At 70.2% G+C, this 18329-nt stretch carries 14 protein-coding genes and 1 pseudogene; 6 read left to right on the top strand and 9 right to left on the bottom strand.

The window, feature by feature from the left end; translation table 11 throughout:
• Positions 1-17 precede the first annotated feature (17 nt).
• Together AC1HFW_RS09705 and phrB are read right to left on the bottom strand one after the other, a co-directional pair.
• Positions 18-1709, bottom strand: a complete 1692-nt coding sequence (locus tag AC1HFW_RS09705; RefSeq protein ID WP_006395306.1) for a methyl-accepting chemotaxis protein — start codon at positions 1707-1709, stop codon at positions 18-20.
• 163 nt (positions 1710-1872) lie between these two features.
• Positions 1873-3291, bottom strand: a complete 1419-nt coding sequence (gene phrB / locus AC1HFW_RS09700) for a deoxyribodipyrimidine photo-lyase (protein WP_479282988.1) — start codon at positions 3289-3291, stop codon at positions 1873-1875.
• 305 nt (positions 3292-3596) lie between these two features.
• Between phrB and AC1HFW_RS09695 the strand changes: the two genes are divergently transcribed.
• Complete coding sequence (locus tag AC1HFW_RS09695) at positions 3597-5045, top strand: CoA transferase (RefSeq protein WP_479282986.1); 1449 nt, start codon at positions 3597-3599, stop codon at positions 5043-5045.
• Between the two features lie 94 nt (positions 5046-5139).
• Here AC1HFW_RS09695 and AC1HFW_RS09690 read toward each other — a convergent pair whose 3' ends face one another.
• The 6 genes and pseudogenes from AC1HFW_RS09690 to AC1HFW_RS09665 all read right to left on the bottom strand — a co-directional run bounded on the left by AC1HFW_RS09690 (position 5140) and on the right by AC1HFW_RS09665 (position 10478).
• Positions 5140-5679, bottom strand: coding sequence for a peroxiredoxin (locus tag AC1HFW_RS09690; RefSeq protein WP_061071045.1), 540 nt, complete (start codon positions 5677-5679; stop codon positions 5140-5142).
• A gap of 209 nt (positions 5680-5888) precedes the next feature.
• Positions 5889-7199, bottom strand: coding sequence for a YXWGXW repeat-containing protein (locus tag AC1HFW_RS09685; protein ID WP_479282984.1), 1311 nt, complete (start codon positions 7197-7199; stop codon positions 5889-5891).
• A gap of 31 nt (positions 7200-7230) precedes the next feature.
• Positions 7231-7374: a hypothetical protein gene (locus AC1HFW_RS09680; RefSeq protein WP_006390060.1), complete on the bottom strand. Its 144-nt coding sequence runs from the start codon at positions 7372-7374 to the stop codon at positions 7231-7233.
• Positions 7375-7630: 256 nt separating this feature from the next.
• Positions 7631-8038 carry a DoxX family protein gene (locus AC1HFW_RS09675; protein WP_006390061.1) on the bottom strand — a complete coding sequence of 136 codons (408 nt, stop codon included), beginning with the start codon at positions 8036-8038 and terminating at the stop codon, positions 7631-7633.
• Positions 8039-8210: 172 nt separating this feature from the next.
• Positions 8211-9599 (bottom strand): annotated as a pseudogene (gene dbpA / locus AC1HFW_RS09670) (ATP-dependent RNA helicase DbpA).
• Positions 9600-9719: 120 nt separating this feature from the next.
• Positions 9720-10478, bottom strand: a complete 759-nt coding sequence (locus AC1HFW_RS09665; RefSeq protein WP_116521837.1) for an IclR family transcriptional regulator — start codon at positions 10476-10478, stop codon at positions 9720-9722.
• Between the two features lie 160 nt (positions 10479-10638).
• Between AC1HFW_RS09665 and xsc the strand changes: the two genes are divergently transcribed.
• The 5 genes from xsc to AC1HFW_RS09640 all read left to right on the top strand — a co-directional run bounded on the left by xsc (position 10639) and on the right by AC1HFW_RS09640 (position 16752).
• A complete protein-coding gene (gene xsc / locus AC1HFW_RS09660; RefSeq protein ID WP_479282981.1) occupies positions 10639-12450 on the top strand; it encodes a sulfoacetaldehyde acetyltransferase in 1812 nt (603 codons plus the stop codon).
• 4 nt (positions 12451-12454) lie between these two features.
• The gene (locus AC1HFW_RS09655; RefSeq protein WP_479282979.1) at positions 12455-13381 is read left to right on the top strand and encodes a bifunctional enoyl-CoA hydratase/phosphate acetyltransferase; all 927 of its coding nucleotides are present in this window, start codon (positions 12455-12457) and stop codon (positions 13379-13381) included.
• Between the two features lie 115 nt (positions 13382-13496).
• Positions 13497-13889 (top strand): nuclear transport factor 2 family protein, encoded by a 393-nt coding sequence (locus AC1HFW_RS09650; RefSeq protein WP_479282977.1) that lies wholly within the window; start codon positions 13497-13499, stop codon positions 13887-13889.
• Positions 13890-13927: 38 nt separating this feature from the next.
• Positions 13928-15358, top strand: coding sequence for an NAD(P)/FAD-dependent oxidoreductase (locus AC1HFW_RS09645; RefSeq protein WP_479282975.1), 1431 nt, complete (start codon positions 13928-13930; stop codon positions 15356-15358).
• Between the two features lie 152 nt (positions 15359-15510).
• Positions 15511-16752: an MFS transporter gene (locus tag AC1HFW_RS09640; RefSeq protein WP_479282973.1), complete on the top strand. Its 1242-nt coding sequence runs from the start codon at positions 15511-15513 to the stop codon at positions 16750-16752.
• A gap of 50 nt (positions 16753-16802) precedes the next feature.
• Here AC1HFW_RS09640 and pdxR read toward each other — a convergent pair whose 3' ends face one another.
• Positions 16803-18326, bottom strand: a complete 1524-nt coding sequence (pdxR, locus tag AC1HFW_RS09635) for a MocR-like pyridoxine biosynthesis transcription factor PdxR (RefSeq protein ID WP_054419986.1) — start codon at positions 18324-18326, stop codon at positions 16803-16805.
• Positions 18327-18329: the final 3 nt, after the last annotated feature.

Here is an 18329-nt window from a genome sequence, read left to right as displayed (position 1 = left end):
CCGGCGACAGGCAGGCCTTACGAGGCGCGCTGTTCCAGCAACGGCTGGCCCTGACGCGGCGAGGCGATCAGCGCCGCCGGCGCCGGCGCGGGAGCACGCTTGGGCAGCACGGTCTGGGCGCCGGCGATGCGGAACACCTCGATGGCGTGGCGCAGCTGCGCGCCGCGCGTGCGCAGGTTGTCCACCGCCAGGCTGGCCTGTTCGACCCGCGCCGCGTTGCTCTGCGCGGCGCTGTCGGTTTCCGAGATGGTGCGGCTGACGTTGTCGATGCCGGTGTGCTGCTCGTTCGAGGTGGCCGCGATCTCATTGACGATCTGGGTCACCTGCCGCACCGACTCGACGATGTCCAGCATCGCTTCGCCGGCGCGCTCGACGTGGCGCACGCCGTCCTCGACCTTGTGGTTCGAGGTCTCGACCAGTTCCTTGATCTCGCGCGCGGCGGTGGCGCTCTTCTGCGCCAGGCTGCGCACTTCGGACGCCACCACCGCGAAGCCCTTGCCGGCCTCGCCGGCGCGAGCCGCCTCGACCGCGGCGTTCAGCGCCAGGATGTTGGTCTGGAAGGCGATGCCGTCGATGATGCCGACGATCTCGCTGATGCGCGAGGTGCTTTGCACGATGCCCTGCATCGCCTGCACCGCCTCATCCACCACCTGGCCGCCGCGCCGGGCCACGTCGGATGCCTGGCTGGCCATCTGGTCGGCGCCGTGCGCGTTGGTGGCGGTCTGCTTCACGGTGGACGCCAGCTGTTCCATGCTGGCCGCGGCTTCCTCCAGCGAGGCGGCCTGGCGCTGCGTGTGGGCCGACAGGTCGGCGTTGCCGTCGGCGATCTCGGCGGCCGAGGTCAGCGCGCTTTCGATGCCGTTGTGGACGTCGCGGGTGATGCTGACCAGGCTCTTGCGCATCACTTCCAGCGAGAATTTCAGGGCGCCGATCTCGTCGCGGATGCTGGCGGGCGGCAGCGGCGTGCTGAGGTTGCCGGCGGCGATCTGGCGGGTGAAGTCGGTGGCGGTGACCAGCAGGCCGGTGATCGAGCGGGCAAAGCCCCAGCCCGAGGCGAAGATCAGGATCACGCCGCTGGCCAGCATGGCCGCCGCCAGCGCGATCTCCTCGGTGCTCATGCGGTCGAGCATGCCGTACAACGCCACGCCGGCCGCGCCCAGGAACAGCGCCGAGGCCAGCATGGCCCAGGCCAGCATGCGCGAACGCACGCCCGTCAGGCGCCAGATCTTGAGACGCGCCAACACGCCGCGCAGGCCGGTCGGCTTGACCTGGCCGCGGCTGAGCCTGAAGCCGCGCGCGGCGCCGGCGCGCAACTGCCGGTAGGCGGCGTCCGCGCCCTCGATCTGGGCGCGGGTCGGCTTGACCCGCACCGAGGCATAACAGACCGTCTCGCCGCGCTCGATGATGGGGGTGACGTTGGCCAGCACCCAGTAGAAGCCGCCGTCCTTGCGGCGGTTCTTGACCACCCCGGTCCAGGATTCGCCGCGCTGAATGGTGCGCCACAGGTCCTCGAACGCCTCTTCCGGCATGTCGGGGTGGCGCACGATATTGTGGGCGGCGCCCACCAGTTCCTCGCGGGTGAAGCCGCTGACCTCCACGAACGCGGGATTGGCGTAGATGATGCGGCCGCGGGCGTCGGTGCGCGAGATCAGGTACTGCTCGTCGTGAAGCGTGTATTCCTTGTCGTAGACCGGCTGGTTGTTGCGCATGCGTCTTTCGTCCTGTGATGGGCGGGGGGCGTGTTGCTGCCGGATTATCGGGGACGGGCGATATCGCCGGGTTGATCTACATCAAAATATTTTGAAACGATGCGAAACGTAAACGGCCGCGAAAGGTCGCGGCCGTGATGTGATGGACGATTTTGCCCGTTGTTCAGGCCTTGGGCAGGTTGCCGAAGGCTTCCAGCGCCCGCAGGCGGCTCTGCGGCAGGTCGACGATGGGCATGGGATAGCCGGCCGCCGCGCGCTCCATCGGGCTGGGATCGTGGATGGCGCTGTCGTCCAGGTGGGCCAGCTCGGGCAGCCATTCGCGCAGGAACGCGCCGCGCGGATCGAACTTGCGCGACTGCGACAGTGGGTTGAAGACGCGGAAGTAGGGCACCGAATCGGCGCCGGTGGACGCGCTCCATTGCCAGCCGCCGTTGTTGGCCGCCAGGTCGCCGTCGACCAAGTGCGCCATGAACCAGGCCTCGCCCTCGCGCCAGTCGATCAGCAGGTTCTTGGACAGGAACATGGCCGTGACCATGCGCAGCCGGTTGTGCATCCAGCCCAGCGCCAGCAGCTGGCGCATGGCGGCGTCGACGATCGGCAGGCCGGTGCGGCCTTCCTGCCAGGCGCGCAGGTCGTCGGGCGCGTCGCGCCAGGGCACCGCGGCGGTTTCCGGTTTCATCGGCTGGTGCATCGACAGCGTCGGGCAGGCCGCCAGCAAGTGCTGGTAGAACTCGCGCCACAGCAGTTCGTTGATCCAGGTGGCGGCGCCGGCGTTGCCGCTTTCCAGTTCGCCGTGGTTGGCGGCCTGCGCCGCGCGCAGCGCCTGGCCCGGCGACAGCACGCCGGCCGCCAGGTAGGGCGACAGGCAGCTGGTGGCCGGCAGGCTGGGAAAGTCGCGTTCATCGCGATAGGCGTCGATGACGCCGTCGGCGAAGGCGTCCAGCCGGTCGCCGGCCGCGCTCTCGCCGGCGGGCCACAGCGCGCGGATGGCGTCGCTGGCGGGCGCGTAGCCGTCGAAGGCGTCCGGCAGCGGGTCGGCCGCCCAGGCCGGCGCGGCCTGCGGCTTGGGCGCCGGCACCGCGCGCAGCGGGGCGCTGCGCAGGCGTTCGCGGCAGGCGCGCGCATAGGGCGTGTAGACGCGGTAGCAATCGCCCTTGCCGGTCACCACGGTGCCGGGACGCAGCAGCGACGCGCCGTGATGCAGCTTCCAGTCGATGTCGGCCTCGGCCAGCCGCTGCGCCACGGCGTCGTCGCGGCGGCGCTCGTTGACGGCCCATTCGGTGTTGGCGTGGACCTGCGCGATGTCGTGCTCGCGGCAGAAACCCGCCAGCGCCTCGGGCACCTGGTCCCAGGTGTCCAGCGTCAGCAGCTTCAGCGGAATGCCCAAGCGGCCCAGGTCCTCCGACAGTTCGCGCAGGTTGCGCAGCCAGAAATCGACCTTGGCCGGGGCGTCGCCGTGGAGTCGCCATTGGGCCGGCGCGGCGATGAACAGGGCGGTGACCGTGCCCGCCTGCGCCGCGGCCGCCAGGGCGGGGTTGTCGTGCAGGCGCAGGTCGGTGCGCAGCCAGATCAGGGTATGCATGGGGGCGGTCGGTCCGGAAAAGAGGGCGGCGGGGAGGGCGCGGCAAGGCTGGCATTCTATCGCGCCGGCGGGCGCGTCCGCGCTGGTCCGGCAGGCTGCCCACACCATGTAAAAACTACGAGTAGATGTGACGGCGCCGGCGGCCGGCGGTTCGCCGGCGGGCACAGGGGGGGCACGCGCCAGCCCCGGGAAATCGGCAAAAACGCCGGTCAAACCATGAAACACGCTGGCGCTTCCAGCATATTGACGCGGCCTCGCCCAGCGCCATGTAATTCATTCAACGCCAAAGTAAAAAGACAAACGCCATGGGACATCTGATGGATTTTCGCGCGTCCTTCCTGAGGGGACGCTCACCCGCCACCAAGACGCCGCGCGACGTCTTGCAACAGCTCTGGCGCTCGCTCGACCTGCCGGACGAGTCGCTCGAGCACGCGGTGCTGATTGGCGCCGAACCGGTGCTGCCATCGTCCTTCGCGGTGGGCACCGCGGCGCAGGTCAGCATGGCGGCGGCGGCCCTGGCCGCGGCCGAGCTCTGGCACCTGCGGGGCGGCGAGCGGCAGCAGGTCGGCGTCGATATGCTGCACGCCGCCCAGGAATGCCGCAGCCATTTCGTGATCAATGGCGCCGCGCCCGATCCGCGCGATCCGATCACCGGGGTCTACCGCTGTGGCGACGGCGGCTGGGTCCGCATCCACGCCAATTTTCCGCACCATCGCGACGGCGCCCTGGCCTTGCTGGGCTGTCCGACCGGCGACGGCGCCACCCGCGAAGCGGTCGAGCAGGCGCTGGGCCGTTGGCGCGCGCAGGACTTCGAGCAGGTGGCGGCGGACGCCGGCATGGTGGTCACCGCCATGCGCAGCTTCGACGAATGGGATCGCCATCCCCAGGGCCAGGCGATCGCGGCGCAGCCGCTGCTGACGATCGAGCGCATCGGCGAGGCCGACCCGCGGCCCCTGCCCAAGTACGGGCATGATGCGCGCCCGCTGCAGGACATCCGCGTCCTGGACCTGACTCGCATCATCGCCGGTCCGGTCTGTGGCCGGGCCCTGGCGGCCTATGGCGCGGACGTGATGCTGGTGAATTCGCCGCACCTGCCCAACATCGCCAACCTGATCGATACCAGCCGCGGCAAGCTGTCGGTGCACGCCGACCTGGACACCGCCGATGGCCGCATCGCGCTGGCCAACCTGTTGCGCAGCGCGCACGTCCTGGTGCAGGGCTACCGCCCCGGCGGCATGGCCGCGCTGGGGTTCGGCCCGCAGGACGCGGCGCGCCTGCGCCCGGGCATTGTCTACGTGTCCCTGACCGCCTATGGCGCCACCGGCCCGTGGGCCAACCGGCGCGGCTTCGATTCGCTGGTGCAGACCGCCGCGGGCTTCAATCACGCGGAAGCCGAGGCGGCCGGCCAGGACGCGCCCCGGGCGCTGCCGATGCAGATCCTGGATCACGCCTCGGGTTACCTGATGGCGTTCGGCGCGCAGGTAGCGCTGGCGCGCCAGGCCACCGAGGGCGGCAGTTGGCACGTGCGGGTGTCGCTGGCGCAGACCGCGCACTGGCTGCGCACGCTGGGCCGCGTCGAGGGCGGGCTGAACCGCGCCATGCCGGGTTTCGAGGGCTTGATGGAAACGGAGCCGTCGGGCTTCGGCGAATTGATCGCGATGCGCCACGCGGCGCAGTTCTCGGTCACGCCGGCCCGCTGGAGCCGGCCGTCGAACCCGCCCGGCACGCATCCGACGGTGTGGCCGTTCAATTGAAGGCATCGCGGCCGCCGGTCCTGCCTGGGCGAGAGCCGGCGCCGGCATGAAAAAAGGGAGGGCCTCGGCCCTCCCTTTTTTGTTGGCGGCGGCGTTATTTCTTGCCGGCCTTCCAGTCGCGCAGGGCGCGCATGGTGTTGGTGACGTGGGCCTCGGGGTTCATGTTGGTGTATTCGTACAGGATCTTGCCTTCGGGCGAGATCACGTAGGACACGCGTTGGGCGCGATCGGGACGCGCGTCCAGCACCGCGTCGTAGGCCTTCATGATCTTGCCGTCGCCGTCGGCCGCCACCGCGAACTTGCTGCGGCATTCGCTGACCGAGAATTTGTTCAGGGTGTCGATGTCGTCGGCCGAGACGCCGATGACGGTGGCGCCCAGCGACTTGTATTCGTCGGTGGCCTCGGCGAAATCATGGGCCTCGATGGTGCAGCCCTTGCTGAAGGCGGCCGGATAGAAATACAGCACCACCGGGCCTTGCTTGAGGGCTTCGGCCAGCTTGAAGGTGAACACGTTGCCGCCGAGCGAGGCCTGGGTGCTGAAGTCGGGGGCGGGCGCGCCGACGTTGAGCGCGGCGTGGGCGGCGGTGCCGGCCAGCAGGCCGCAAGCGAGGAACAGGGGGGCAAGGCGCTTCATGGGGGTCTCCGGTAAACGCCGCGCGGCAACGCGGCGTCAAGGCTTCCACTGTAGCCGCGGCGTGCGCCGGAAGCCAGCGCGGCGACTGTCAGCGCGGCGTCAGTCGACGTAGTTTCAGACGGCCTCTTGGGTCGCTCCGGCCGGCGTTGCCGGTGCGGGATCGGGGCTGATCCCGCGGGCACTGCCGGCTTGGCCGAGCGGCCCGGCCATCATTCGCGGCCGCGTTCGTGCGGCGCGCCCCGATCGCCGCCGCGCGGAGCCTCGTGGCCGCCCTGCGGACGGCCGCCACCCCCGCCACCCCCGCCCGCGCGTTGCGGGCTGGCTTGCGGCGGTCGGCTTTCGGGCCGGTGCTGCGGCGCGGCGCGGTGTTCGCGCGCGGCGGCCTGGGCCAGGTTGTCAGGCGGCGGACCGGTGCGTGCGGCCGGCTGCGGACGCGCTTGCGGCTGCGCCTGCGGCGGCGTCTGCGCCGGACCGCGCGCAGGCGGCTGGGCGGACGGCGCGGCCTGCGCCGTGCCATGGAACTGGCCCTGGGGCTGCGCCTGCGGCCCGCGCGGCTGGCCCGACGCCTGGACTTGCGGCGCGCGTCCCGGACCCGGTTGTTGCTGTCCCTGGGGCGGCGTGCGTGACTGTCCGGGGGCCGCTGCCGCAGGCATGGCGGCCGGATTGCCGCGGTTCATGTCCGGCCGCGCGCCGGGCGCGGCGCCGTTGGGGCCGTTGCCCGGGCCGCCGCCGGGGCGTTGCCCCTGCGGCGCCGCATGGTCGACGAAGGCCTGCGGCGGGCGGCCCTGGTTGCGGTCGAAGAACTGGGCGCGGTTGCCGCCGGCATCGCGGACGAAGCCGCGTTGCACGTCGGTGGGCGGATGGTGCGGCTCGTTGCGCGCGGCGATCTCGCGCGGATCGGCCTGGCGCTGGACGCCCGACGGGCCGCCGTTGTAGCTGACGCGGTGGTTGTCGATATTGTTGTTGACCACCACCGTGTGGTTGTAGACGTTGGTGACGCGGGTGACGTTGATGTTGGTCACGGCGCGGTTGTAGAAGAACCGGTCGTGGTTCCAATAACCGCCGACGTAGCCGATGCCGATATAACCAAAACCATAGTTGATGCCGCCATAGAAGCCGATATGCGGCCCCCAGTAGCCGGCGTGCCACAGGTAGATGCCGTCGACGAAGCCCCAGTAGCCCGGCGTCCACAGCGCGCCGGTGTAGGGCGCCAGCACCCAGGCGCCAGGCACCCAGAAATAGCCGTAGCGGTTCAGGCTCCAGTAACCCGGCACCCACATGTAGCCGTCGCCGGGGGCGGGCGGCTGCGTGTAGACCGGCAGGGGCGGCGGCGGTTGCGGGCTGCGTTCGATCGGCGCGAGGTTGGCATTGGACGGGTCGCCGTTGTCATAGGCCGGCGCGGCTGGAGCGGGTGGCGCGGGCGGTGGCGCGTAGGTCTGCGCCATCGCGCCCGCGCAGACCGTCATCAGGATGGCGGCGGCCAGCGGACGCAAATGGGGAATCCTGGCGGTGGCATTCATGGCATTTCCTTTGCGCGATGGGGCGCGCGGATCAATAGCCGTGGTAGTAGTAATGCGGCGCAGGGTAATAGTAATAGGCGGGCGCCGGCCGGTAGTACGCCGGACGCGCCGGCACCACCACGCAACCGGAAAGGGCGCTGGCCATCGCCAGCATCAACAGAATCGTCTTCTTCATTCGGGATCTCCTGCCGAGCGCCTGGCGTGCGTCACGCCTTCCTTGGGCTCGTAGGGATTAGGCCACGGCCGCGGGGGTGAGTTCTGGCGCTGTAATGGATCCGAAACAGCTTTCGCGTGACGGATGTTTGCGCCGGCGTGACCGTTGATGTCGTTCGTAGCAATTGTTCCGGCGGGCGCGGGCCTGCGCCGGACGCCCATGAAAAAAGGCCGCCTCGCGGCGGCCTTCCAGGTTGGCGCGGTTTGCGCCGCGGCGGTCAGTTCCAGCGGCCGCCGTTGCCGGCCAGGCTGAAGCGGCCGGCGCCCATGAAGGCGATGGCCAGGGCCGTGAACAGGAACATGCCCTGAAGTTCCAGCGCCCAGCCGCCGTTGTTGGTCAGGCTGCCGATCTGGCCGGTGTGCGCCAGCAGGATCGCGACCACCATGTTGATGGCGATGATCAGGCCGCCCAGGCGGGTGTAGATGCCAACGATCAGCAGCACCGGCGCGAGGATCTCGCCGATGTAGACGCCATAGGCCAGGAAGCCGGGCAGTCCGTGCGAGGACAGCATGCCGCCAATGCCGCCGACGCCGCCGCCGGTGATCTTGAACAGGCCATGGAGCAGAATCAGAATGCCGAGGGTCAGGCGCAGGATCAGCTTGCCGGTATCGTCGGACTTGATCATGGTGGATTTCTCTTTATGGTGGTTAAGGGGATGCGATGCGCCGGTTTGAGCGCACGCCGAGCCTTTGGTTCCCGTTCCCGCGCCCGAGGGCGCGAGGTGGGCCATTATTACAAATCCGGAATATGACCAGCAAGCGTTTGCCCCGCGGCGGCGGGGCGGCGCTGACGAATGCTTACAGTTCCTCGAGGTAGCGCATGCGGAAGCGCCGGCCCTTGATGTTGCTGTTGGACAGGCGCGAGAAGGCCTGCTTGGCGATCTTGCGGTCCAGCGCCACGTAGGCGTTGAATTCGGTGATGTTGATCTTGCCGACCTGCTCGAAGGCCAGGCCGCCGTCGCCGGTCAGGGCGCCCAGCAGGTCGCCGGGGCGCAGCTTGTCCTTCTTGCCGCCCTGGATGCACAGGGTCACCATCGGCGCGCGCAGCGGCCGGTCGGCCTTGGGCCGCAGCGACTTCAGGTCGCCCCAGGTCAGGGGCGAGCCCTGGTATTGCTCGATCAGGTTGGCCCAGCGCATCTCGTCGGGCGAGCACAGGCTCAGGGCCAGGCCCTTCTGGTCGCCGCGGCCGCTGCGGCCGATGCGGTGCACGTGGACCTCGGTGTCCTTGGTCACGTCGACGTTGATGACCGCGCCCAGGTTCTGGATGTCCAGGCCGCGCGCGGCCACGTCGGTGGCCACCAGCACGGCGCAGCTCTGGTTGGAGAACTGGATCAGGATCTCGTCGCGCTCGCGCTGTTCCAGGTCGCCGTTCAGCGCCAGGGCGCTGATGCCCTCGGCCTGCAGCCGCTCGACCAGGTCGTGGCTGCGGATCTTGGTGTTGCAGAAGGCCAGCGTCGAGACCGGGCGGAAATGCGCCAGCAATTTGGCCACGGCGTCCAGGCGCTCGCCGGGGTCGATCTCGTAGAAGATCTGCTCGATGCGGCTGGCGTCGTGCTGGGCCTCGACCTTGACCTCGGCCGGGTTGCGCAGGAAGCGCGCGCTCAGCTTGCGGATGTTGTCGGGGTAGGTGGCCGAGAACAGCAGGGTCTGGCGCTTGGCGGGGCAATGCGACGCGATCGCCACGATATCGTCATGGAAGCCCATGTCGACCATGCGGTCGGCCTCATCCAGCACCAGCGTGGTCAGGCCCGACAGGTCGAGGCTGCCGCGTGCCAGGTGGTCCTGGATGCGGCCGGGGGTGCCGACCACGATGTGGGTGCCGCGCGCCAGCGATTCGGCCTGCGGGCGCGCCGCGGCGCCGCCGCACAGCGTCAGGATCTAGACGTTGGCGATCTGGCGGGCCAGCCGGCGCAGTTCCTGCGCCACCTGGTCGGCCAGTTCACGGGTCGGACAGAGCAGCAGCGCCTGCGGCGCCAGGCGCGCGGGATCGAGCTTCTGCAGCACGCCCAGGCCGAAGGCCGCGGTCTTGCCGCTGCCGGTCTTGGCCTGCGCGATCAGGTCGCGGCCTTCCAGGATCAGCGGCAGGCTTTGCGCCTGGATCGGCGTCATGTGCTCGAAACCCAGGCTTTGCAGGTTGTCGAGCAGGGCGGGCAGGAGGGGCAGGGTGGTAAAGGGCGTCTGGGTCACGGTCGGGCTCTCGCAGGAACTGCGATAAATACGGATACGGCCGACAGTGTAAGGCCTGGGGCCCCCGGCGCGGCCCGGCGCGGGGGGCACGGCGCAGGCGGGCGCCGGCCGTCGGCGGGGTCAGGCCGACGGTTCGTAGGTGCCGGCCAGCGCCCGCGCGGCCTCCTGCATGCGCGGCAGCCAGGCGCGCGCGCCATCGATCGACAGCCGCGCCACCGGCGCGTGCAGCGCCACCGCGGCGATGGCGCGGCGTCCGCGCATGATGGGCACGGCCATGCAGACGATGCCCAGCAGGAATTCCTCGCGGTCGAAGCTGGCGCCTTCCTTGCGGATCGCCAGCAGCTCGCGCTCCAGCGCGGCCGCGTCGCACAGGGTGTTGGGCGTGTAGCGCGGCAGCGGCGCGGCCGCCAGCAGGCGCGCGCGGGCCTCGCGCCGCATGTGCGCCAGGAACAGCTTGCCGCTGGCGCTGCAGTGCAGCGGCACGCGCGAGCCGGGCTGCAGGTTGACGCGCAGCGGCCAGGCGGTCTCGACCCGGTCCAGGTAGATGACCTCGTCGCCGTCGAGCATGGTGCAGTTGCAGGTCTCGCCGATCTCGTCGACCAGGCTGTCGAGGATGCGGTGGCGCTCGGCCCGCAGCGGCGAATTGAGCAGGGTGGCGCGCGCCAGCGCCGACAGGCGCGGGCCGGTGATGTAGCTCTTGCCGGCGGGTTCGCGCAGCAGCATGCCGGCGTCCACCAGCCGCGACAGGATGCGCAGCACCGATGGCTTGGGCAGGCCGGTGGCGTCGGTCAGCGCCGCCAGCGACACGGGCGCCTCGGATCCGGCGACCTGTTCCAGCAGGGTCAGCGCGCGCAGCGCCGCGGAGGATTCGTCTTTCATCTTTCAATATTTGAAGATTTGGCGAAAGGCCGCCAGGTTGGTGCGGATTCTGCAGAAAATGGAACGCTGCAGGGTGGGAAACGCCGGGCTTCTGCTGCAGTATCGGTTTACCCCGGCCAATATGCAATCCAAGCCGCGCCGGTCCGCCAGGAGAGAGACCATGAGCAGCAAGCAACACATGACCCCCAGCGAAGCGTTCGTCGAGACGCTGGTGGCGCAGGGCGTCAAGGACGTTTTCGGCATCGTCGGCTCGGCCTTCATGGACGCGCTGGACCTGTTCCCCGCCGCCGGCATCCGCTTCGTGCCGACGGTGCACGAGCAGGGCGCGGCCCACATGGCCGACGGCTATTCGCGCGTCACCGGCCGCCACGGCGTCTGCATCGCGCAGAACGGCCCCGGCATCACCAACTTCGTCACCGGCGTGGCCGCGGCCTACTGGGCCCACAGCCCGGTGGTGGCGATCACGCCCGAGACCGGCACCTCCGGCATGGGCCTGGGCGGCTTCCAGGAAACCGAGCAGCTGCCGATCTTCTCGCGCATCACCAAGTACCAGGCGCACGTCAACCGGCCCGACCGCATGGCCGAATTCACCGCCAAGGCCTTCGACAACGCGCTGGCCGAGCGCGGCCCGACCCAGCTGAACATCCCGCGCGACTATTTCTACGGCGAGATCGACGTGGCGATCCCGGAACCGCGCCGCATCCGCCGCGGCCCCGGCTCGGAAGAAGACCTGGAAGCGGCCGCGCGCCTGTTGGCCGGCGCCAAATTTCCGGTGATCGTGGCCGGCGGCGGCGTGCTGTTCTCGGCCGGCCAGGCCGAATGCGTGGCCTTGGCCGAACTGCTGGGCGCGCCGGTGGTCACCAGCTACCTGCACAACGACGCCTTCCCGGCCAGCCATCCGCTGTGGTGCGGGCCGCTGGGCTACCAGGGCTCCAAGGCCGGCATGAAGCTGCTGTCGCAGGCCGACGTGGTGCTGGCATTGGGTACCCGCCTGGGGCCCTTCGGCACCTTGCCGCAGCACGGGCTGGATTACTGGCCGCAGGGCGCGCGCATCATCCAGGTCGACGCCGACCATCGCATGCTGGGCCTGGTGCGGCCGGTGTCGGTCGGCATCTGCGGCGACGCCAAGCCCGCGGCGGCGGCATTGGCGGCGAAACTGCGTGATCGCGAGGTAGCCTGCGTGGCCACCAAGACGGCCCGCGGCGAAGAGATCGCGGCGCAGAAAAACGCCTGGGAAAAGGAACTGGACGGCTGGTCGCACGAACGCGACGACTGGAGCCTGGACATCATCGAGCATGGCGGCGGCCGCATGCATCCGCGCCGCATGCTGCGCGAGCTGGAGCGCGCCATGCCCAGGCACGTGATGGTGTCCACCGACATCGGCAACATCTGCTCGGTGTCCAACAGCTACCTGCGCTTCGACGAGCCGGATTCGATGCTGGCCGCCATGAGCTTCGGCAATTGCGGCTACGCCCTGCCGGCCCTGATCGGCGCCAAGCTGGGCCGGCCCGACCGGCCGGCGGTGGCCTACGTCGGCGACGGCGCCTGGTGCATGAGCTTCCAGGAACTGCTGACCTGCGTGCGTGAGCGCATCCCGGTCACGGCGGTGGTGTTCCACAACGGCCAGTGGGGCGCCGAGAAGAAGAACCAGGTGGACTTCTACGGCCGCCGCTTCGTCGGCAGCAACCTGTTGAACCCCAACTTCGCGGAACTTGCCCGGGCCATGGGCGCCGAGGGCATCCGGGTCGAGCATGCCGACCAGGTCGGCGCGGCCTTGCAGGCGGCGTGCAAGGCGCAGTCCGAGGGCAAGACCACGGTGCTGGAGATGATGGTGAGCCAGGAACTGGGCGACCCGTTCCGGCGCGACGCGCTCAAGCAGCCGCTGCGCCTGCTGGACAAGTACAAGCGCTACGTCAACCAGCCGTTCCAGCCCGGCGAGGTGCCGCTGCCGATCGATCCGGTGCGCGGCTGACGCCATGGCCAGCGACCGCTTGTTCGAGCCGCTGCGCGCCGCGGCGCTGTCGGCCGGGCGGGTGCGCACGGCGGTGGCCTACCCGCTGTGCGCGTCCAGCCTGGGCGCCGCCGTGCAGGCCCGCGAGACCGGCTATATCGAGCCGCTGCTGGTCGGGCCGGCGGCCCGGCTGGCGGCCTTGATGGCCGAACTGGGCCTGCGCCCGGGCTCGCTGGAGATCGTCGACACGCCCGACGACGAGGCGCTGGCCGCGCGCGCCGCGGCCGGCCTGGCGCGCGACGGCGCGGTCGGCATGCTGATGAAGGGCAGCCTGCACACCGACCACTTCATGTCGGCGGTAGTGGCGCGCGAATCCGGGCTGCGCACCGGCCGGCGCATCAGCCACGCCTTCGTGATGGCGGCGGCGGCCTATCCCAAGCTGTTCATCCTGACCGACGCCGCCGTCAACATCGCGCCGACCCTGCAGGAGAAAGCCGACATCGCGCAGAACGCCATCGACCTGGCGCGCGCGCTGGGCGTGGCGCGGCCCAAGGTGGCGGTGCTGTGCGCCACCGAATCGGTCAACCCGGCCATGCCGGCCACGCTGGACGCGGCGGCGTTGTCGAAGATGGCCGACCGCCAGCAGATCCGCGGCGGCCAGATCGACGGCCCGCTGGCGTTCGACAATGCCATCTCGCGCCAGGCGGCCGAGCAGAAGGGCATCGTCTCGCCCGTGGCGGGCGATGCCGACATCCTGCTGGTGCCCGACATCGAGGCCGGCAACATGCTCTACAAGGAACTGACCTGGCTGGCCGGCGCGGCCACCGCCGGGCTGGTGCTGGGCACGCGCGTGCCGGTGCTGCTGACCAGCCGCTCGGATGCGGTGCAGGCGCGCGTCGACAGCTGCGCCGTGGCGGCGCTGTACGCCAGGGCGCTGGCGCCGGGCCCTTGAGCGGTCTGGTGCAAGCGATTTGCCGCGTCTGGTTCTAGACCCTGCCCACCCCCCCGCGTACCTTGGGTTTACAGCCTGGGCGCATGCCGCGCCCGGCGATCGAGGAGGGTAGGCAATGCAAAAGACCGTCACCGTGGACATGCTGGCCGAGTTCGCGGCCGCCTGGAACCGCCACGATATCGACGCCCTGATGTCCTTCATGAGCGACGACTGCGTCTTCGAAACGGTTGGCGGTGCCGAGCGCTGGGGCGCGCGGCACCGCGGCCGCGAGGCCGTGCGCGCGGCCTTCGAGGCGGCCTGGAAGAATTTCCCCGATGCGCAATGGAACAACGGCCGTCACTGGGTGGCGGGCGACCGCGGCGTGTCCGAATGCACCTTCACCGGCACGGCGGCGGACGGCTCGCGGGTCGAGGCCGACATGGTCGACGTCTTCACGTTCCAGGACGGCAAGATCCTCGTCAAGAACGCCTTCCGCAAGCAACGCCCGGCGCTGCCGGCCCGCGCCTGAGCCGACGCGCCACCGGACACCGCCCCATGGATGCCGCTATGTCTTCCGATCTGTCGAATACCGCCGGTACTTTCGTCGATCTCGCCGGCGCGCCGGCCGCCAGCCCGGCCGCCAGCGCCTACAACCCGACCTACGACCCGCTGGTGTCGCCGCCGGGGCGCGGACAGGAATACGCGCCCACCTATTGGGTTGCCACCGCCGGCCCGCCGCCGGCGGACGACGGGCCGATCCAGGGCGACATCGAGGCCGACGTGGTCATCGTCGGCTCGGGGTTCACCGGCCTGTCGGCGGCGCTGGCGCTGGCGCGCGACTATGGCGTGCGGGCGGTGGTGCTGGAGGCCAACCGGGCGGTCTGGGGCTGCACCAGCCGCAATGGCGGGCAGGGGCAGAACGCATCCGGGCGCCTGTACCGCTCGCAATGGATCGAACGCTGGGGGCTGGACACCGCGCGGCGCCTGGATGCCGAGATCCACGAGGGCTTCGACTACTGGAAGAGCCTGGTGGCGCAGATCGATTGCGACGCCCAGCCCGGCGGCCATCTCTACACCGCGCACCGCGAAAAGAAGATGGCCTTCCTGCGCAATGAGGCGCGGGTGATGCGCGAGCAGTTCGGCTACGACACCCGCATGCTGACCCGCGACGAGCTGCGCGAACGCTACGTCGACGACCACGAGGCGATGGGCGCCTTGCTCGAACCCGACGGCATCGGCGTGCACCCGTTGAAGCTGGCCTACGGCTACATGCGGCAGGCCCGCGCGCTGGGCGTGCGCCTGCATCCATCCAGCCCGGTGCTGGGCTGGACCGAGGAGGGCGGCGGCTACCGCCTGCGGACCCCGGGCGGCACGGTGCGCGCCCGGCGCGTGGCGTTCGCCACCGGCGGCTATACGGCGCAGGGGGTGAACCGGTTGCTGGACAACCGCATCATGCCGATCCTGTCCAACTCGATGGTGACGCGGACGCTGACTCCCGACGAACGAGCGCAGGCCGGCCTGAAAAGCACGGTGTTCATCACCGATACCCGCACCCTGCGTTTCTACTACCGGCTGTTGCCCGATGGCCGCATGCAGATCGGCAGCCGCAGCGCGCTGCGCGGCGCCGACGCGCAACACCCGCGCCACCTGGCGCTGCTGCGCCATGGCCTGGCGCGCAAGTTCCCGGCGCTGCGCGGCATCGACGTGGACTACGCGTGGACGGGCTGGGTCGACGTCAGCCACGACATGATGCCGCGCATCACGCAGCCCGATCCGGCGCGCCAGGTGTTCTATGCCTTTGGCTATGGCGGCAACGGCGTGGCGTTCTCGGCGCATGCCGGCCGGCGCCTGGCGCAGCGCATGATGGGGCAGGACGGGCTCAGCTGGAATTTGCCGATTTACAACACGCCGTTGCCCGGTCATCTGTTCGCGCCGTTCCGCCGGATCGGCCAGGCGCTGCTGTACCGGTGGTACTACCTGCGCGACGAGGTGCTCTGATCGGCCGGACCTGGCCTGGTCATCGCGCCTGACACTTTTGCCCTCGCGGCGGGCGCGGATTCTGTTCGCCGGGCTCGCCGGGAATGCTGGTACTGTGCTGCATCCGTGGACACCACACCCCCGTTGCAGAGATGCGCAGCCCGCCGCCTGTCATGCCGCCGTCGCGGCCCGGTCCGTCATTCATCGCGCCGCAGGACGCCGCGTCCCTGCTGGCCGACAAGCTGCCGGCGCGGCTGTTGATCCCCTATCTGCTGTCGGCCCTGGCGCTCGCGATTGCCTATGGCGCCAGCTTCCTGCTGGCCGATGCCTTGCACGCGGCCGGTTTCGAGGCCGCCGAGGCGGGAACGGTGATCAGCATCGGCACCCTTGCCACGCTGATCGGTTCCACTTTCGCCGGCCGGATCGCGCAGCGCACCGGCATCCTGCCCGTGATCGCCGCCGCCGCGCTGATCATGGCGCTGGCGATGGCCTGTTTCGCGCTGGCGGCAAGCGCCGGCATCGCGGTGGCCTACGCCGGTGGCGTGCTGCTCGGCCTGGGCTGGGCGCTGTTCTACATGCTGGCGCCGATCCAGCTGATCCACTGCCTCAAGCCGGCGGCCCGGCTCGAGGCCCTGACCCTGCTGTCGGGTTCGCAGATGCTGGGGTTGGGGCTGGCCGCGCCGCTCGGCCATTTCCTGGCGGCCCGGTGGTTCGGCGGCGCCTCGTCCGCCTTCGCCGCCTACGCGGCGATCTGCGTGGCCGCGGCCGCGCTGGCCTGGGGGCTGCGCCGTCCGCTGGCGCGCCAGCCGCAGCTGCCGATGAACGCCGTGGCGCTGTCGCTGCCGGCGATGGCGCGGGTGCTTCGGTCGCGGGCCTGGATGCCGGTGCTGATGATGGGCTTCTCGGCCTGCGCCTTCGCTGGCCTGTCCACCTTTCAAAGCCTTTATGCGCGGCCGCTGCGCCTGACGCCGGACACGTTCTTCCTGACGTTCACCGTCACTACGGTGGCGCTGCGCTTTTCTGTGGCCTCGCTGATCGGCAGGCTGCCGCTGCGGCCGCTGGCGCTGTGCCTGTTCCTGGTGACGCTGGCGGGCATCGCGCTGCTGGCGGTGAACCCGGGCAGCGCCTGGCTCTACGTTGGCGCCACCGTGCTGTTCGCCACGGGCTATGGCCTGACGTATTCGACCCTGAACGCGATGGTCGTCAACTTCGCCGGCGAGTCGAACCTGTCCATCCCGGTGGCCTCGCAGGTGTTCACCCTGGGTTACTTTGCCGGCGCCTTTGGCTTCCCGTACGTGGCGGGCAAGCTGATCGCCGCGCATGGCGTCAGCGTGGCCTTGGGCGCGATGATGGCGCTGGTCGCGGTCAACATCGTCATTGCCGGCGCGATGCTGCCGCGAAGCCGCAACGGCTAGACGCCGCCCGGCCCAGGCGGCGAGCACATGGCTTCAGGCGGGGCGTGGCTTCAGGCGGCGGCACGCAGTCGGAAACGGCGCACCACCTGCGCCAGCCGTTCGATGCCCGGTCCGATATGCTCGGCGCGGATCGAGGTGAAGCCGACCCGCAGGAAGTTGCGCGGCGCGCCGGTCGCGTCCATGAAGAACACCTGGCCCGGCTCGACCACCACGCCTTCGGCCAGCGCGGCCTGCGCCAGTTCGGTGGCGTCCAGCCATTCGGGGCCTTTCAGCCAGCACGACGACGAGCCGGTGATGGGCACGGCGGTGAAGTCGGGCAGCCAGCGCGCCAGCGCCTCGGCCAGCTCCGCGCCGCGCTTCTGGTAGGCCTGCGACTGCCGCCGCAGCAGCGAATGATGATGCCCCAGCGAGATGAACAGCGAGAACGCCCGCTGGATGTAGGCGGACGGATGGCGCAGCATCAGGCGGCGCAGCGCGCGCAGTTCGGCGGTGAGTTCGCGCGGCGCGACGATGTAGCCGATGCGCAGCCCCGGCGCGAACGACTTGGCCAGGCTGCCGACGTAGATCACGCGGCCGTCGCGGTCCAGGCTCTTGAGCGCCGGGATGGCGCCGTCGCCCCAGCGGCTCTCGCTTTCGAAATCGTCCTCGATGATGAGGCTGTCGGCCTGGCGCGCCAGCGTCAGCAGCGCCTCGCGGCGCGCCGGCGACAGGGTCACGGTGGTGGGGCACTGGTGGCCGGGGGTGACGAAGACATAGTCGCAGCCCAGCAGATGCGTGCCGGTGCACAGGCCCTGTTCGTCCACCGGCAGCGGCAGCAGGTGGCGGGTATGGCTGGCGAAGATGTTGCGGGCGTCGGGATATCCCGGGTCCTCCATGCCGACCACGGTGTCCTCGTTGACCAGCAGGTCGGCCAGCAGGTAGAGCGCGTGCTGCGCGCCGACGGTGACCACGATCTCCTCGGCGTCGGCCCAGACGCCGCGGCGCGGCAGCACCTGGGTGCGGATCTGTTCGATCAACGCGCTGTCGTCGTGGGTGATGAGGTCCGGCGCCCAGCTGCGGATGTCCAGCACCGACAGGGCCTTGATGCAGCACTCGCGCCAGTCGGCGGTGGGAAACAGGTCCTGGTCGAACTGGCCGTAGACGAAGGGGTAGGGCTGCGTCTGCCAGTCGCGCGGCTTGACGATGTTGCGTTGCCGGCTGGGCCGGAAGCGCAGCCGTTCATCCCAGCGGACCTGGTCGGCCGACGGCGTGGCGTCGGCTTCGGCGGCGAGCGGCACGGCGCGGCCCTCCAGCACCCCGTCATGGACGAAATGGCCGCTGCGCTCGCGCGATTCCAGATAGCCTTCGCTGACCAGTTGCTGGTAGGCGAACACCACCGTGTTGCGGGCGATGCCCAGCTGGTCGGCCAGGTAGCGGCTGGACGGCACCGGCGCGCCCGGCGGCAGGTGGCCGCTGAGGATGGCCGAGACCAGCATCTGCCGCACGCGGCCCTGCAGGCTCAGGTTGGGCGCGCTTTCCCGTTCGAACAGGCGTTCCCACAACACAGGCTTGAGCATCGAGGCCTGGCTGGACATGGC

Source organism: Achromobacter sp. ISS7 (genome assembly GCF_056523125.1).
The sequence above is the reverse complement of the archived record's forward strand: the minus strand, read 5'-3'. Positions and strand labels throughout refer to the sequence as shown.

Excerpts from the sequence above, each read along its gene's own strand:
- AC1HFW_RS09695 (WP_479282986.1), top strand. The coding sequence starts at position 3,597 with ATGGGACATCTGATGGATTTTCGCGCGTCCTTCCTGAGGGGACGCTCA.
- AC1HFW_RS09680 (WP_006390060.1), bottom strand. The coding sequence starts at position 7,374 with ATGAAGAAGACGATTCTGTTGATGCTGGCGATGGCCAGCGCCCTTTCC.
- phrB (WP_479282988.1), bottom strand. The coding sequence starts at position 3,291 with ATGCATACCCTGATCTGGCTGCGCACCGACCTGCGCCTGCACGACAAC.
- AC1HFW_RS09655 (WP_479282979.1), top strand. The coding sequence starts at position 12,455 with ATGGCCAGCGACCGCTTGTTCGAGCCGCTGCGCGCCGCGGCGCTGTCG.
- AC1HFW_RS09685 (WP_479282984.1), bottom strand. The coding sequence starts at position 7,199 with ATGAATGCCACCGCCAGGATTCCCCATTTGCGTCCGCTGGCCGCCGCC.
- xsc (WP_479282981.1), top strand. The coding sequence starts at position 10,639 with ATGAGCAGCAAGCAACACATGACCCCCAGCGAAGCGTTCGTCGAGACG.
- AC1HFW_RS09705 (WP_006395306.1), bottom strand. The coding sequence starts at position 1,709 with ATGCGCAACAACCAGCCGGTCTACGACAAGGAATACACGCTTCACGAC.
- AC1HFW_RS09645 (WP_479282975.1), top strand. The coding sequence starts at position 13,928 with ATGTCTTCCGATCTGTCGAATACCGCCGGTACTTTCGTCGATCTCGCC.
- AC1HFW_RS09690 (WP_061071045.1), bottom strand. The coding sequence starts at position 5,679 with ATGAAGCGCCTTGCCCCCCTGTTCCTCGCTTGCGGCCTGCTGGCCGGC.
- AC1HFW_RS09650 (WP_479282977.1), top strand. The coding sequence starts at position 13,497 with ATGCAAAAGACCGTCACCGTGGACATGCTGGCCGAGTTCGCGGCCGCC.
- AC1HFW_RS09675 (WP_006390061.1), bottom strand. The coding sequence starts at position 8,038 with ATGATCAAGTCCGACGATACCGGCAAGCTGATCCTGCGCCTGACCCTC.
- AC1HFW_RS09640 (WP_479282973.1), top strand. The coding sequence starts at position 15,511 with ATGCCGCCGTCGCGGCCCGGTCCGTCATTCATCGCGCCGCAGGACGCC.
- pdxR (WP_054419986.1), bottom strand. The coding sequence starts at position 18,326 with ATGTCCAGCCAGGCCTCGATGCTCAAGCCTGTGTTGTGGGAACGCCTG.
- AC1HFW_RS09665 (WP_116521837.1), bottom strand. The coding sequence starts at position 10,478 with ATGAAAGACGAATCCTCCGCGGCGCTGCGCGCGCTGACCCTGCTGGAA.